Source organism: Salinibacter sp. (assembly GCF_036626415.1).
GTDB lineage: Bacteria > Bacteroidota > Rhodothermia > Rhodothermales > Salinibacteraceae > Salinibacter.
Genome location: NZ_JAZKRW010000083.1, coordinates 1 through 14,143, shown reverse-complemented (window position 1 = coordinate 14,143; position 14,143 = coordinate 1). Strand labels below are relative to the sequence as shown.

Sequence of the window (14,143 nt, the reverse complement as noted above, 5' to 3'; positions counted from 1 at the left end):
TGGACAGGGCCGTCGGTGGTGGTCTGGACGAGGCTAGACATGGGGAAGCGTTTCTGTACGAGAATCTCTGCGAGAACAGGATACGAGAGGAACGGAGCAACGATCACCGGATGTGCTTCAGCCGCAGCCGTATTGCGTAGTGCGTAAGTGGGACTGATTTCTTGCCCGATACGAAATACGCAATACGAAACGCACGACACGAACCCCCCGCGTCCCTCCTACCTCCCAGCAGCATCCTTTTCCCCTGCTCGCTCCGCCAGGTAGAACCGATAAATCGGCCACACGTCGAAAACCAGATCAAGGGCCCGGTCGACCAGTTTGGGGCCCAGATCGAGCGTCTCCGCACGGTCAATGTAGTGCCGTACGTGGATTCCATCCGCGACTGATACACCTTCGGGCACCGCATCCAGGGGCGCGTCGTAGGCTTCTTCCGATTTGCCCTTGCTCGACCCGCCATGAGTCTGAAACCGCCAGTTTTTTGTCTGCAATAACGGATTTACCAGATCGAGATAGGTCGCGGGGGCATCGCGGATGCGGGACTTGGCCTGCGACAACAGGTCCGTGGCGTAGGCGCCAACATAGATGCCCACCGCAAACCCATCGGGCGAGATGCGGTGTGTGATCTGCACGTCCTCTAGGCGGCGCGTCTCTGGACGATAAAACGACATCCAGAGGTTGTCGTGGCAGCCGCCGGCACCGAAATCGTTTTTGAGCAGGCGGCTGAAGACGTGCTTTTCGGTCTCGAACCCGAGCCGGTTGGGAAGCACCCAGTTCACCACGAGGTCGTCCCGGTAGCGGCGAAACGGGTCTTTCAAGTCGTTTGTGACCCCGGGTTTCTCCTGCTTGTACTGTTCGATGTGCGGCTCCGCGCGGAGCCGGTCCAGCAGTGCGAAGGCGTCCTCCGACCAGCCTTCGAACGACCGGTCAAATTCTTGAGGACGACGCATCTTCTCCACCGGCATGTGGGAAGGATCCGACGCGTTCGGGGTCGGGGTCGACATGATTGACAAACACAGGACGCGGAGCGATGGGGATCATGCTTAACAGTCCATCCGGGGGGACGTTCAAGGCAGGTCAGGGATGTCCTCCTCTCGCCCCTGGAGGTATGCCTCAGCGGCTTCCACCAGCGGCGAACTGCCGATGAACAGTGGGGTGCGCTGGTGTAGATTGTCAGGATGGAGATCAAGAATGCGCTGATGTCCCGTGGAGGCCTGGCCGCCGGCCTGCTCGACCAAGAAGGCCATGGGATTGGCCTCGTACATGAGGCGCAGTTTGCCCTTGGGGTGGTCCACCGTCGCGGGATACATGTACAGCCCGCCCGTCAGCAAATTCCGATGGAAATCGGACACAAACGAGCCGATGTATCGGGCGCGGATGCGGTGCCCGGTCTCCGGGTCTTTTGTTTTGAGCCATTTCAGAAACGAGCGGAGCTCCGGCGAGAAGTCCTCGATGTCGGCCTCGTTGATCGAGTACATCGCCCGCGCCTCCGGAATCTGGAGGTTGGGGTGGGTCAGCAAAAACTCGCCGATGCCCGGATCCAGGGTAAAGCCGTTGACACCGTTGCCCGTCGTGAAGACAAACATGGTGGACGAGCCGTAGGCCACGTAGCCGGCCGCGACTTGCTCAGACCCGGGCCGAAGGGTCACGTCGAGGGAGGCCTTTTCGTCGACATCTTCGGGGAGCGTGTAGACACTAAAAATCGTCCCCACCGACGCATTTACGTCTGTATTGCTCGATCCGTCGAGCGGGTCGAAGAACACTGCGAACCGCTCCTGAAAATTGCCCTGAGGGGAGAGTGGGATCGTATCCGGCTGCTCCTCGGACCCGATCAAGCAGCACTCCCCGCCCCGGCGTAGTGCCCGCTCGAGCTCCCGATCGGCAATTTCATCCAGCTTCTTCTGGCGCTCATCTTGCACATTCACGGTGCCGGTTTCGCCCACCACGTCGAGAATCCCAGCCCGCCGGATGTTGTGGTTGATGATCTTGGCCGCCACGCTCACGTCGCGCAAGAGTCGCGAGAATGCCCCCGTGGACTGCGGAAAACGCTCACGGCGGTCAAGAATGAACTGCTCGAGCGTCATGACCGACTCCAGGGTCCCGGGAGACGCCTGGTCAGCCGACGAAGCGTGCGACATGAGACGAACGGACTGTGGGAAAAAGGACGTGGGTGCACCGGCACTGATGGAGGGACGAGCCGACCTACTGCTCCAGGGTGGTCGGAAGCCAGTTTTCGTGCTTGGCCGAGCGTGTCATGAGGCGCTTCACCATCTTGCGGGGGCTCTTGTCGTCAAAGAGAATGGCATGAACGGCCTCGGTGATGGGCATCTCCACACCATGATGCTTCGCCAGGTTGTACACCGCCCGCGTCGATCGCACCCCCTCCGCGACCATCGCCATTTCGTTGAGCACCGTGTCGAGGCTTTTCCCTAAGCTAATCTGCTCGCCCAGGTACCGGTTGCGGCTGTGCTGACTCATGCAGGTCACCACGAGGTCCCCAATGCCCGCGAGGCCGGCGAACGTTTGCGGGTCGGCCCCGAGGGCTTGTCCCAACCGCCGAATCTCAGCCAGCCCCCGCGTGACGAGGGCCGCCTTGGCATTGTCGCCGTAGCTCACGCCATCGGCGATCCCCGCCGCGATCGCCAGCACATTTTTGGCGGATCCCCCAATTTCCACGCCGAGCACATCCGTGTTTACGTACACGCGGAGGCGCTCGGTCATAAACGCCTTTTGGATGTGCTTGGCCTCCGCCACCCCGGGCGCCGCCGCCACGACCGCCGTGGGGCGCCCCTCGGCCACCTCTTCGGCGTGACTCGGGCCGTACAAGACGCCGATCTGGTCGGACGACACCATGTCGAAGACGTCGTCGAGGACCTGCGACATAGTGAGCAACGTCTCATTCTCGATGCCCTTCGACAAGGCCACCATGCGCACCTCGTCGTGCACATACGGCCGCAGAGCCTCAGCCCGCGACCGCAGCTTCTGAGACGGAAGGGCCATGCCCCACAAGTTAGACGCCTCCGCAGCGGTCTGCAGGTCGGTGGTAATGTACACGGAGGACGGAATCAAAAGCTCAGGCAGGTAGGTGGGGTTGTGGGAGGTCCGACGAATTTCCTCGGCCACCTCGGGGCGGCGCGCCCACAGCACAACGTCACGCCCAGCCGAGGCGAGATGCACCGACAAGGCTGTGCCCCAGCTTCCGGCTCCGAACAGCGTAATGGCAGACATAAAACGAACGGGGACAAAGGGTGTGGTCAGAGCGCCCCCCGAAACCGAGGGACGGCGGAAGCGCTTCCTGCTATACGCAAAAAAATTAATCCTGGAGGTCCATTTGATACTGCTTCGGCGTCACGCCCTCGTGCTCTTTGAACATGTCGATGAAGTGGCTCGTGCTGCTAAAGCCCAGGGCATGGCTCACATTGGTCACGGTGTTGTCCGGGTCCGCCAGCAGTTCCCGGGCCCGGACCACCCGCTCCCGCGTAATGTACTCCAGGGGAGACATGTCGAATTCGTCGCTGAAGTGGCGGTAGAAACTGGACTTGCTCATGTACGCCTCCTCCACCAACTCATCAATAGAAATGTGTCGGTCGAGATTGTCCTGGATGTACTGCACGGCCGCAGCGAGACCGCCGGTGGAGGTGCTGCGCGAAAAATCGCCGATCAGAAGGGGGCGCGACGGGGTCTGAAGCATCTGGATGAGCAGTTCCATCGCGTTCAGGTCGATCAGGCGATCACGGTTTGGGGGATCCTCCCGAAACAGATACGCAAGCATGTTTAAGACGCGGGCAATGCCCTCCGTTTCGTCGACGTGGCAGTACGAGCGCTCGTCCCGCGTCCATCCCTGACGCACCGACATTGCACCGCTGGCGATGCGGTCAAGGAGGGAGCGGACCCGCGACCGGTCCACCCGAAGGACCACGTACTGGGCCGGGGACTCGCCCGCCGCCGGGAAGTCAACGGTAATGGTTTGCAGAGGCGGAACCACGAGCGATTCGCCCGCCCCTACGGTCAGCACATCATCCTCTTCCACGTCCACCTTCGCCTCCCCATCCACCAGGCCGTAGTAGGTCAGGTGCGGGGCCCGCAAGGACACACGCCGCGCCGCCTCTTCTACGACGTAAAAGGAGAGCCGGGTCTCGTCGCCTCCTACGCCCGACCGGTACTGCGTCAAGGAGTCGAACGTCTCTCCGTAAGGCGTTGGACGAGTAGACCGGGACATGGGCCGTAGATCGGATCGGGTGGGCGGGGCTGCGAGCACCAAACGGACGGTGGAGAACCCGAATGGGCGACGTCTATCTCTTCAAACCAGTGGACCTGTCTGTTTGCAAAAGTAGTGACGAAGTCTTACAAATACAGCAGAAAAAGTAGCAGTCTGCAACGGACAAAAGCCAGGGGCGAAGCTGATTTGGGAAGATGGAAGCATTTTCTCGGAAGATCTCACTACCGACCCGAAAAAGCGCTTCCTATACTGCATTTGCGACGAAGTAGAAACGTCGGCGGCGAATGAGCCTGGGTGTAACGGCCCAGCCCCCGCCGAGACGAAAGCCCTTCCAGCCCCCCTGTGGAGCTTGAACGTACGGGATGGGGAGACAGCACGGTGCTCAGCCCTGTGCTCCCGTCCCCCCACAGACTTTCAAAGATCCCATCGACTCGATGCAGTACATCCTTGCGCTCGACCAGGGTACGACGAGCTCCCGATCCATCCTTTTCGACGCCCAGGGACAGGTGCAGACGGTTGCCCAGAAAGAGTTCGAGCAGCACTATCCCCAGCCCGGCTGGGTGGAGCACGACGCGAACGAGATTTGGTCCACCCAGATGGGGACCGCTTCTGAGGCCATGAGCCGGGCCAACGTTGAGGCCCAGGACCTGGCCGCCATTGGCATCACCAACCAGCGGGAGACGACCATCGTCTGGGACCGTGCCACGGGCGCTCCGATTCACAACGCCATCGTCTGGCAGGATCGGCGGACCTCGGGCCTCTGCGACCGGCTCAAAGACCGAGGCCATCTGGATCTCATCCAGGAAAAGACGGGCCTGATCATCGATGCCTACTTTTCCGGGACGAAAATTAAATGGCTGCTGGACAATGTGGACGGGGCCCGCAAGCGGGCTGAGAACGGCGAGCTGGCCTTCGGCACGGTCGACAGCTGGCTCGTCTGGCGCATGACGAACGGGAAGCAGCACATCACCGACGCCACCAACGCCTCCCGAACGCTTCTGTACAACATTCACGAGGGCGAGTGGGACGAGGAGCTCCTTGATCTCTTGGACATCCCTCCCTCCCTGCTTCCCGAGGTACGGGACAGCAGCGACGTGTACGGAATGACCCAAAGCGGCCCATTTGACGACGAAGTTCCGATTGCGGGCATCGCCGGGGATCAGCAGGCCGCCCTGTTTGGACAGATGTGCACGAGCCCCGGCCTCGGCAAAAACACATACGGCACGGGGGCTTTCCTCCTCCAGAATACCGGCGAGACGGCCGTCACCTCCGAGCACAACCTGCTCACCACGATCGCTTATCAGATCGACGACACCACCTACTATGCCCTGGAGGGATCGATCTTTATCGCCGGGGCGGTGGTGCAGTGGCTCCGGGACGAGCTCAAGATGATCCGCGAGGCCTCCGAGGTGGAGCGGCTCGCACGATCGGTCGACGACAACGGCGGGGTCTACTTCGTTCCGGCCTTTACGGGCCTGGGCGCCCCCTACTGGGACCAGTACGCCCGAGGCACAATCAGTGGCCTCACCCGGGGCGCAAACCGCGGCCACCTCGCCCGGGCAGCGATCGAGAGCATGGCCTATCAGGTGGCCGACGTGATCGACGCGATGGAGGCGGACTCCGGCATCGAGACGACGGAGCTGGGCGCTGATGGCGGGGCGGCGGCCAACGACCTCCTCCTCCAGTTTCAGTCCGACATCCTCGACATTCCGGTGGTCCGCCCCAAAATCCTGGAGACCACAGCCCTCGGGGCGGCCTACCTCGCCGGCCTTGCCGTCGGCTTCTGGAACAGTCAATCCGAAATTCAGGACCAGTGGGAACTGGACCAGATGTTTACCCCCTCAATGCCCGATGAGCGCGTCCAGACCCTCCGGGAGGGCTGGTCGAAAGCGCTGGATCGGGCCCGGGCCTGGGAGGACCCGGACTCCAGCGAAGCCTCTCCCCATCCCTCCGACGCCTCCACAAACGGTTCCTCGAACGCCTTCGCGGGCGAGGAATCCGCGGCTGCCTCGTAGCCGCTTCCTGGGTTCTCGCCGTCGCGGACGCTCTCTTTCAGAATCCCATTGATCTGCCCCATGGGCATTCGTGTCGAAAATCTCCACAAGTCGTTTGGGACCGAAAAGGTCCTGGACGGGATCACCATAGACATCACCGACCGGAGCTTCTTCAGTGTGGTGGCCCCCACGGGCGCCGGCAAGACCACCCTGCTCCGCATCCTGGCCGGCATCGAGTCCGCCGACGCAGGCACCGTCTACTACGACGGGACGGAGATGTCCGACGTGGCCGTTCAGGACCGGAGCGTCGGGATGGTCTACCAGGAGTTCATCAACTACCCCTCCCTCACCGTCCGCGAGAACCTCGCCTCCCCCCTGCAGGTCAGCGACGAGAACTATTCGGCGGAGGAAATCGAGCGGCGGGTGCAGGAGACCGCCGAAATGCTGAAAATCGATCACATTCTCAACAACCTCCCGGAGGAGGTCAGCGGCGGGGAGGCGCAGCGAACGGCCATCTCTCGGGCCCTCATTAAGGAGCCCGACTACCTCTTCATGGATGAGCCCCTGGCCAACCTCGACTACAAGCTGCGCGAGCAGCTGCGCGGCGACTTCGAGCGTCTCTTCTCCGAGCAGGACACGACGGTCATCTATGCGACCCCGCAGGCCGGCGACGCGCTGGCCATGTCGACGCACATCGGGTTTTTGCACGACGGCAAGATCATTCAGAAGGCGCTGCGGGACGAGATCTACTACCGGCCCCGCTACCTCCCCGTCGCCGAGTACCTGGGGGAGCCGCCCATGAACATCGTGCCGGTGACGCTCGTCCAGGAGTCGACGTCCACCGACCGCTACTTTGAAGTCGACGAAGACACGCGGATTCCGGCCACTGGCTTCGACTCTCTCTCGCCCGGCGAGGATTACCTGCTCGGCTTTCGGCCCCAGGACATGCGCCTGTCGGAAAACGGCGAGGCGTCCATCTCCCCCGCCCTCTCGTTCGTGGAGACAGTCGGGTCCACCAGCACCTTGCACATGAACTTTCAGGGACGGGAGATCTACGCGCTGCACCCGGACCCGGTGCACTTGGATACCGGCACGTCCATCTCGTTTGCGCTTGACCCTCAGAAGTTCTACGTCTACGATCCCGAGGCGGGCGACCTGATCGCCACGGGCAGCAGTATTCCCTCCTTCTCATAACGCCGACGCTGGTACATGGCTGAAATCGAAGTGCGTGACATACGACACGTCTACGACCAGGGCACCGCGGACGAAACGGTGGCCGTCGACCAGGTAAACCTGACGCTGCAAGACGGCACCGCCAACGCGCTGCTGGGCCCGTCTGGATGTGGGAAGACCACCCTCCTCCAGATCATCTCCGGACTGCTACAGCCCACCGAGGGACAGGTGCTCATCGACGGCGAGGACGTGACCGACAAGCCTCCGTCGGAGCGCGACATTGCGCAGGTGTTCCAGTTCCCGGTCATCTACGACTCGATGGACGTTTACGGCAACCTCGCCTTTCCCCTGCGAAACGGCGGGGTGCCGGAGGCCGAAATTGAGGAGCGCATCCAGAAAATTGCCGACCTCTTGGAGCTGAACGACATTCTGCACAGCAGTCCGTCCAACCTCGGCCCCGAGCTCAACCAGCTGGTCGCCCTCGGGCGCGGCATCATTCGTGCGGACACCTCCGCGATCCTCTTCGACGAACCGATGACGGACGTGGAGCCCGCCCGGAAGCTCACCATCCGCCGCCGCGTGAAGGAGGCCCAGCAAGAGTTCGAGATCACGGCGCTGTACGTGACCCACGACCAGCACGAGGCCCTCACCTTCGCCGAGCAGGTGGCCATCATGCGAGACGGACACCTCGTGCAGTACGACACCGGCGAGAACCTGTACGAGAACCCGGTCAACACCTTCATCGGCCACTTTATCGGGAGCCCCGGGATGAACCTCCTCGACTGCGGGCTGACGCAGACGAACGGCGCGCCCCACGCGCAGATTGGGCCTCACGAAATCTCCGTGTCCGAGGACATCCATTCCGAGATCGACCTGAACTGGACGGACTGCCAGATCGGCATCCGCCCCAGTTCGGTAACGGTCCAGGTGGCCGACCCCAAAGAAGACACCCACTACATTCCCGCGACGGTGGATCAGGTGGAGATGGTGGGGGGCTACCAGATCCTGACGACCTGCCTCGACGATACCGACGTGGAAGTAAAGGCTCGGGTGGCGCACGACTTCATGATCGAAGAAGGCGCGTCAATCTGGCTCAGCTTCCCCCCCGGCACGATCCAGTTCTTCCACGAGAAACAGGCCGTGCACGCCTCGTGAGTAGGCGTCCCTTCCGCACTTTCCGTTAGGACCCTCCTACACCGATGAAACAACGCCCCTGGCTCTTTCTGCTGCCGGCACTGCTCCTGGTTTCGATCAGTGCCTTTATCCCGCTCATCACGGTCATGAACTACTCCCAGCTCACCCTCCTGCCGGGCACTGAGCCCTACTTTTCGGGACTGGAGAACTTCGTCGCCGTCCTGGAAGACGAGGCCTTTCGGGATGCACTGGGACGACAAGTCATCTTCAGCTTCCTTGTGCTCATCACGGAAATCCCGCTCGGGCTGGGCCTCGCGATGGCCATGCCCAAAGAGGGCCCAGGGGTTGGCTTCAGCCTGGTGCTCCTGGGCATTCCGCTGCTGATTCCATGGAATGTCGTTGGCATCATCTGGCGCGTGTTCACCCGGTCGGACATTGGGGTCCTCCCCGCCGCATTCGACTGGTTCGGGTACACGTATAGCGTCAGTAGCTCAACCATCGACGCCTGGTGGACCGTCCTCGCGATGGACATCTGGCACTGGACCCCACTGGTGGTCCTCATCTGCTACGCGGGCATTCAGGCCATCCCCGAAGAGTACTACATGGCGGCCAAAATCGACCGGGCCTCCCCGTGGAAGACATTCCGGTACGTCACGCTGCCAAACCTGCGGGGCGTCCTCATTATCGCCGTCCTGCTGCGGCTCATGGACTCGTTTAAGATCTACGCCGAACCGTTCGTGCTCACGGGCGGCGGCCCGGGGAGCTCTACAACCTTCCTCAGCACGTACACCTCACGAATGGCCATTGGGGGATTTCAGATGGGAAGAGGCGCGGCGACGTCGCTGATCTACTTCTTCATCGTGATCCTTATCTCCTTCGTGATCTACATCGTCATGCTTAATCTTGGACAAGGCGCAGGTGGTGACCAATGAACAAGAGATATTACCTCATCCTGTTTTTGGTATTTCTTTTAATACCAATCTACTGGATGGTCAACATGTCGTTTAAGCCGAACTCCGAGATTCTGAGTCGGCTGACGCTCTACCCGCACGAGTTCACGCTCGCGAACTATGAGGAGATCCTGACCTCGGAGTTTTGGCGGGCCGGGTACATCAACTCCATTATCATGGCCTCCATGAACGTGGTGTTTGTGACCATCGCAGCCCTCCCCGCGGCCTACGCCTTCTCGCGGTGGAGCTTTCGGGGCGACAAGCACCTGTTCTTCTGGTTCTTGACGAACCGGATGGCCCCCCCCGCGGCCTTCATGGTGCCGTTCTTTATCCTCTACTCGAACCTGAACCTGATCGACACCTACTGGGCGGTCGCGCTGGCGCACTGCCTGTTCAACCTGCCGCTGGCCATCTGGATCTTGGAGGGCTTCATGTCCGGCATCCCGAAAGAGATCGACGAGATGGCCTTCATCGACGGGCACAGCTTCACCAGCTTCTGCTGGAATATCTTCCTCCCGTTGATCAAGCCCGGCATCGCAGTGACCGCATTTTTGACATTCATGTTCTCGTGGGTCGAGCTGCTGCTCGCCCGTACTCTTACAAATGAGGCCGCCCAGCCCATTACGGTGACCCTCACCCGGAGCCTCGGCGCCGGCGGCTGGGACTGGGGCGTGCTGGCTGCGGCGGGCGTCATCGCCATGATCCCGGGCGCCATCATCGTGTACCTCGTCCGTGACCTGCTCGCCACTGGCTTCTCCATGGGCCGCGTGTAGGCCCTTGGCCGATGCCCAATCCCTCTCCTGCTTCATTTGACCGCGCTGCCGCCATGCTTTCTCTTCCGCCCGACTGGATGAACTGGACGATCTCAACCCTCCTCTTCCTCGGGTCGATCATTCTGCTGCTCTTTGCACTGACAATCTGGGACATGAAAGCCCCCGGATGGGCGCGCCAGGGCCTCCTCCCCATTGAGACCACCCGGGGAGACCGGTTCTTCATGGGCCTGCTGATTACGGGATGCATCTTCTGTCTCTGGATGTACTTTGTCGGCACGACGGCCGTGTGGAGCGTGCTCGTGCTGGGGGCGCTTTCCATCATCGGCACCATCAACTTTTTCTAACGCGGTAGGCCCCGGCTCCGAAAGACCTCAAACCCGGGAGCCGGCACTTTGGGAAGATGGAATCATTTTCTTGGAAGATTAGACTATCGATGAAAAAAAGCGCTTCCTATCATTCTCGGTGTATCCATGCGAGCAGCCGCGATTGTCTCGCTCGGCCACGGAAGCGCTTGCACCGTTCCCCAGACCGTCTCCGCGGGGGACGTCTCCTGTTCTTTTACGCTTGATCGTTCTCGATACCTTTTTTCACTACCAACGGTGGCTTTGTTATGAGCACCCCTTACCAATCCTATGTGGCGCACCGCCCCTGGCTGATCCCAGTGGCCCTCTGCGTCGCAGCCCTTCTCTTCCAACCTCTCACCCCCGCCCAGGCGCAGGACTTCCCGGACGAACCCAACTACCCCGACATCACGCGGGAGGAAGCCCGGGAGTATGCCCAGAGCGAGTACGGCCCCATGAACGACCGCAAACGGGCCGCCGTGAAATGGGCCTTCGAGTTTCAGCCGTCGGTGCTTACCCTCCGGGAGCAAATCGACGAGCTGATGTGGTTCGCGGAGAACGCCGAATCGCTTCGTGGGACCGATGTCGAGTCGGTCGCCGAGACGATTAAGACACACACCTGGGAATCGGAGACGCTCGCCGAGGCCTTTGCCGAGATCACGGGCATCAACGTGACGCACAACATCATCGGGGAGGGCGACCTGGTGGAGAAGCTGCAGACGCAGCTCGCGTCCGGCCGGAGCGTCTACGACATTTACGTCAACGACGCCGACCTCATCGGGACGCACATCCGCCTCCAGAGCGCGGTGAACCTCACCGATTACATGAACGGCGAAGGAAGCGAATTTACGAACCCGACGCTCGACCTCGACGACTGGATGAATCCGGAGTTCGGACAAAACTTTGAGGGAGAGCAGCTCCAGCTTCCCGACCAGCAGTTCGCGAACCTGTATTGGTTCCGCTATGACTGGTTCACCGACCCGGACCTGAAGGAGCAGTTCCGCAACGAGTACGGGTACGAGCTGGGCGTGCCGCGCAACTGGGCCGCCTACGAAGACATCGCCGAGTTCTTCACCGAGTCGGTCTCCCCCTCCGACGTTGGGGCCGAGACAGACGGCGTGTACGGCCACATGGACTACGGTCGGCGCGGCCCCTCGCTCGGCTGGCGCTTTACGGACGCCTGGCTGTCGATCGCGGGCGCCGGAGACCAGGGCCTTCCGAACGGCCGTCCCGTCGATGAATGGGGCATTCGGGTCGAGGACCGAATTCCGGTCGGCTCGTCGGTGGATCGCGGCGGCGCCACCAATGGCCCGGCGGCCTACTACGCCACCCAGAAGTACGTGGACTGGCTGAACGACTACGCCCCGCCCTACGCCCAGTCGATGAGCTGGTCGGAGGCCGGCCCCGTGCCCTCTCGCGGCAGCGTGGCGCAGCGTGTCTTCCAGTACATCACCTTCCTCTCGGCCGAGCCCTTCACCTCGCCGGAGTCGGCCGTGACGGACGACGAAGGCAACCCGAAGTGGCGCGTGGCCCCCACACCCCACGGCCGCTACTGGGACGAAGGCATGAAGGTCGGCTACCAGGACGCCGGCAGCTGGACCATTCCGAAGCAGACGACCGGCGACAAGCGACACGCGTCCTGGATGTGGGCCCAGTTTGCCTCCTCCAAGACGGTGTCGCTGAACAAGTTTAACGTGGGCCGGACGCCCGTCCGCAGCTCCACGGTCAACTCCGAGTACTGGCAAGAGCGCGAGGGCGACCTCGGCGGCCTGATTTCCTTCTACACCTCCCCCGTGGAGGACCAGTGGACGGACTCAGGACCGAACGTGCCCCACTACCCGCTTCTGGCCGAGCAGTGGTGGAAGCAGGTGGCCAGCGCCGTGACCGGTGAGAAGACCGTCAAGCAGGCGATGGATGATCTCGCAAGCATCCAGAACTCGCTGATGGACCGCCTGCGGATGTCTCAGTACTCGCCGGAGCTCAACGAAGAGCGTTCCCGGGAGTACTGGCTCAACCAGCCGGGTGCGCCAAAGGCCGAACGGCCCCCGGAAGAGCCGGAAACCGTGCCGTACGATGAACTTCTCAAGCAGTGGGAAAGCGAGTAGTCTTTCCTCCAGCCGGAGCCTGTCCCGGCCGCAGTGTCAACCACGAGCCGCTGGCTCGAGCTGCGGCCGGGGCCTTCCCGGCGTTGCGATGCACAGTTCTACGTGTCTCTCTGAGGGATAAATCGCTTCTTTGCGGAGAGACCCCTAGCAGCCAGGCGCGCTTCAGCCCTCATTGCGAGGCGCTCCACTGCGCCTGTTTACACGAATCACGGACCAACCCCCAACACTCTCTATGTCTCAGTTTACGATTTCGCGCACTCTATCTAACACCTTTCAATGGCTAACCGCGAGCCTCTTCGCGCTTCTGCTTCTCGTGGGCACGGCCGTCCCCGCACAAGCCCAAATGGAGGACGGCGAACTGCCGGAGATTGACTTCAGTGTCAACATGATGCAGTCGGCGCAGGTCCTCTCAATTGACGGCCTCGACAACACCGCGTCCGGCTTTCATGCCGCTCGTGCTGGATTGAACGCCAGCGTACAGTTCTCCGAGAACGTGAGTGGACTGGTGATGCTCGAGAGCGAGCCGAACGACTTTGGCAGCGCGTCAGGCGCCAGTCAGTTCCAGCCGCAGGTCGACTTCTTCGTCATGAACCTGCAGGTCAACGATGGGGTCACGTTGCAGGCAGGAACCCCGGTGACGGGCCTGCTGAACTTCCGTGGCTTTTCCGACGGCCCTGCGGTGCAGGGTAATCCGCTGATCGGAAATTCGCCGGCGGACAACATCACCGCTGGACAGGGCGTGAAGCTGATCGGCTCGTTTGAGGAGTTTGGCTTCGACCTGACGGTGAACAAAGGGTTTGGAGAGGTCCTCAGTGCACCGGGAGACGCCAGCAACAGAGGAACCGGCCTGAATTACATCGGGAAAGTCCGATACACCGGCACAGAAGACGAAATCTTTCAGGTCGGGGCAGGCTTGGCCTTTCAGTCCGGTGAGCAGGGAATCGTGTTTGCACAAGGGGACGGTGAGAACTACAACCTGAACCTTCCCGGTCAGGCGATCTCTGCCCGTAACACGCACGCCGCACTTCCGGCCGGAGGTGTGATCGCGCAGGCCGACGCAAAGATCACCCCGGATCCCCTCGACATTGATCTCTGGGGTGGATTCGCCAACGACAGTGACGTAGACGCCACGGCTGTCTTTGGCGGCGTCGGTGCGAAGGTAAATGTTTCGGAGAATTTCTACCTCGCCGGTCGCTTCACCGTTGTAAACGACCAGAGTGATGACCTCTCGGGCGACCCGGATGAAACCCTGACTCGCTTTCAGGGCGGGATCGGCTGGATGATCTTTGACCGTGCGCTCCTTAAGGTCGAAGGCGTGACCCAGAGTCACGGGGATACGGGAATCACCCGCCCGGCCGACGCCGACAACTTCGGCGGCGTCCTGACGGAGCTCTCGTTCAACTTCTAACGGACACGAGCGGTGCATAGATGAGCACACTGAGTGCGATGAACACGCT

The 14,143-nt window shown here is 61.6% G+C and carries 12 protein-coding genes; 8 read left to right on the top strand and 4 right to left on the bottom strand.

Features of this window, described 5'->3' with window-relative positions:
• Window positions 1–218: 218 nt before the first annotated feature.
• The 4 genes from V5A20_RS09825 to V5A20_RS09810 form a co-directional block, all read right to left on the bottom strand.
• Entirely contained in the window at window positions 219–1,001 is a 783-nt protein-coding gene (locus V5A20_RS09825; protein WP_332314997.1) for a hypothetical protein, read from the bottom strand.
• Window positions 1,002–1,064: 63 nt separating this feature from the next.
• On the bottom strand, window positions 1,065–2,135 hold the full coding sequence (gene fbp, locus V5A20_RS09820) for a class 1 fructose-bisphosphatase (protein WP_332314996.1): 1,071 nt from the start codon (window positions 2,133–2,135) through the stop codon (window positions 1,065–1,067).
• A 64-nt stretch (window positions 2,136–2,199) separates the two neighbouring features.
• Window positions 2,200–3,225, bottom strand: coding sequence for an NAD(P)H-dependent glycerol-3-phosphate dehydrogenase (locus tag V5A20_RS09815; protein WP_332327236.1), 1,026 nt, complete (start codon window positions 3,223–3,225; stop codon window positions 2,200–2,202).
• Window positions 3,226–3,310: 85 nt separating this feature from the next.
• Entirely contained in the window at window positions 3,311–4,216 is a 906-nt protein-coding gene (locus V5A20_RS09810; protein WP_332314994.1) for a helix-turn-helix transcriptional regulator, read from the bottom strand.
• Window positions 4,217–4,650: 434 nt separating this feature from the next.
• On the opposite strand from V5A20_RS09810, the gene glpK reads away from it, so the two are divergent.
• From glpK to V5A20_RS09770, 8 genes are all read left to right on the top strand, one after another.
• On the top strand, window positions 4,651–6,231 hold the full coding sequence (glpK, locus tag V5A20_RS09805) for a glycerol kinase GlpK (protein WP_332327235.1): 1,581 nt from the start codon (window positions 4,651–4,653) through the stop codon (window positions 6,229–6,231).
• 60 nt (window positions 6,232–6,291) lie between these two features.
• Entirely contained in the window at window positions 6,292–7,404 is a 1,113-nt protein-coding gene (locus V5A20_RS09800) for an ABC transporter ATP-binding protein (protein WP_332314992.1), read from the top strand.
• Window positions 7,405–7,419: 15 nt separating this feature from the next.
• A complete protein-coding gene (locus V5A20_RS09795; protein WP_332314991.1) occupies window positions 7,420–8,538 on the top strand; it encodes an ABC transporter ATP-binding protein in 1,119 nt (372 codons plus the stop codon).
• 44 nt (window positions 8,539–8,582) lie between these two features.
• Window positions 8,583–9,449: a carbohydrate ABC transporter permease gene (locus V5A20_RS09790; protein WP_332314990.1), complete on the top strand. Its 867-nt coding sequence runs from the start codon at window positions 8,583–8,585 to the stop codon at window positions 9,447–9,449.
• Window positions 9,446–10,240 (top strand): carbohydrate ABC transporter permease, encoded by a 795-nt coding sequence (locus V5A20_RS09785; RefSeq protein ID WP_332327234.1) that lies wholly within the window; start codon window positions 9,446–9,448, stop codon window positions 10,238–10,240. Before V5A20_RS09790 ends, V5A20_RS09785 begins: the two co-directional genes overlap by 4 nt.
• 53 nt (window positions 10,241–10,293) lie before the next feature.
• Window positions 10,294–10,584, top strand: coding sequence for a DUF2160 domain-containing protein (locus tag V5A20_RS09780; RefSeq protein ID WP_332314988.1), 291 nt, complete (start codon window positions 10,294–10,296; stop codon window positions 10,582–10,584).
• 266 nt (window positions 10,585–10,850) lie between these two features.
• Window positions 10,851–12,686, top strand: coding sequence for an ABC transporter substrate-binding protein (locus V5A20_RS09775; RefSeq protein ID WP_332327233.1), 1,836 nt, complete (start codon window positions 10,851–10,853; stop codon window positions 12,684–12,686).
• A gap of 343 nt (window positions 12,687–13,029) precedes the next feature.
• Window positions 13,030–14,094 (top strand): hypothetical protein, encoded by a 1,065-nt coding sequence (locus V5A20_RS09770; RefSeq protein WP_332327232.1) that lies wholly within the window; start codon window positions 13,030–13,032, stop codon window positions 14,092–14,094.
• The last annotated feature ends 49 nt before the right edge of the window (window positions 14,095–14,143 follow it).

What these genes read in the sequence shown, in the direction of transcription:
- V5A20_RS09825 (WP_332314997.1), bottom strand. Translation starts at nt 1,001, where the DNA reads ATGTCGACCCCGACCCCGAACGCGTCGGATCCTTCCCACATGCCGGTG.
- fbp (WP_332314996.1), bottom strand. Translation starts at nt 2,135, where the DNA reads ATGTCGCACGCTTCGTCGGCTGACCAGGCGTCTCCCGGGACCCTGGAG.
- V5A20_RS09815 (WP_332327236.1), bottom strand. Translation starts at nt 3,225, where the DNA reads ATGTCTGCCATTACGCTGTTCGGAGCCGGAAGCTGGGGCACAGCCTTG.
- V5A20_RS09810 (WP_332314994.1), bottom strand. Translation starts at nt 4,216, where the DNA reads ATGTCCCGGTCTACTCGTCCAACGCCTTACGGAGAGACGTTCGACTCC.
- glpK (WP_332327235.1), top strand. Translation starts at nt 4,651, where the DNA reads ATGCAGTACATCCTTGCGCTCGACCAGGGTACGACGAGCTCCCGATCC.
- V5A20_RS09800 (WP_332314992.1), top strand. Translation starts at nt 6,292, where the DNA reads ATGGGCATTCGTGTCGAAAATCTCCACAAGTCGTTTGGGACCGAAAAG.
- V5A20_RS09795 (WP_332314991.1), top strand. Translation starts at nt 7,420, where the DNA reads ATGGCTGAAATCGAAGTGCGTGACATACGACACGTCTACGACCAGGGC.
- V5A20_RS09790 (WP_332314990.1), top strand. Translation starts at nt 8,583, where the DNA reads ATGAAACAACGCCCCTGGCTCTTTCTGCTGCCGGCACTGCTCCTGGTT.
- V5A20_RS09785 (WP_332327234.1), top strand. Translation starts at nt 9,446, where the DNA reads ATGAACAAGAGATATTACCTCATCCTGTTTTTGGTATTTCTTTTAATA.
- V5A20_RS09780 (WP_332314988.1), top strand. Translation starts at nt 10,294, where the DNA reads ATGCTTTCTCTTCCGCCCGACTGGATGAACTGGACGATCTCAACCCTC.
- V5A20_RS09775 (WP_332327233.1), top strand. Translation starts at nt 10,851, where the DNA reads ATGAGCACCCCTTACCAATCCTATGTGGCGCACCGCCCCTGGCTGATC.
- V5A20_RS09770 (WP_332327232.1), top strand. Translation starts at nt 13,030, where the DNA reads ATGGAGGACGGCGAACTGCCGGAGATTGACTTCAGTGTCAACATGATG.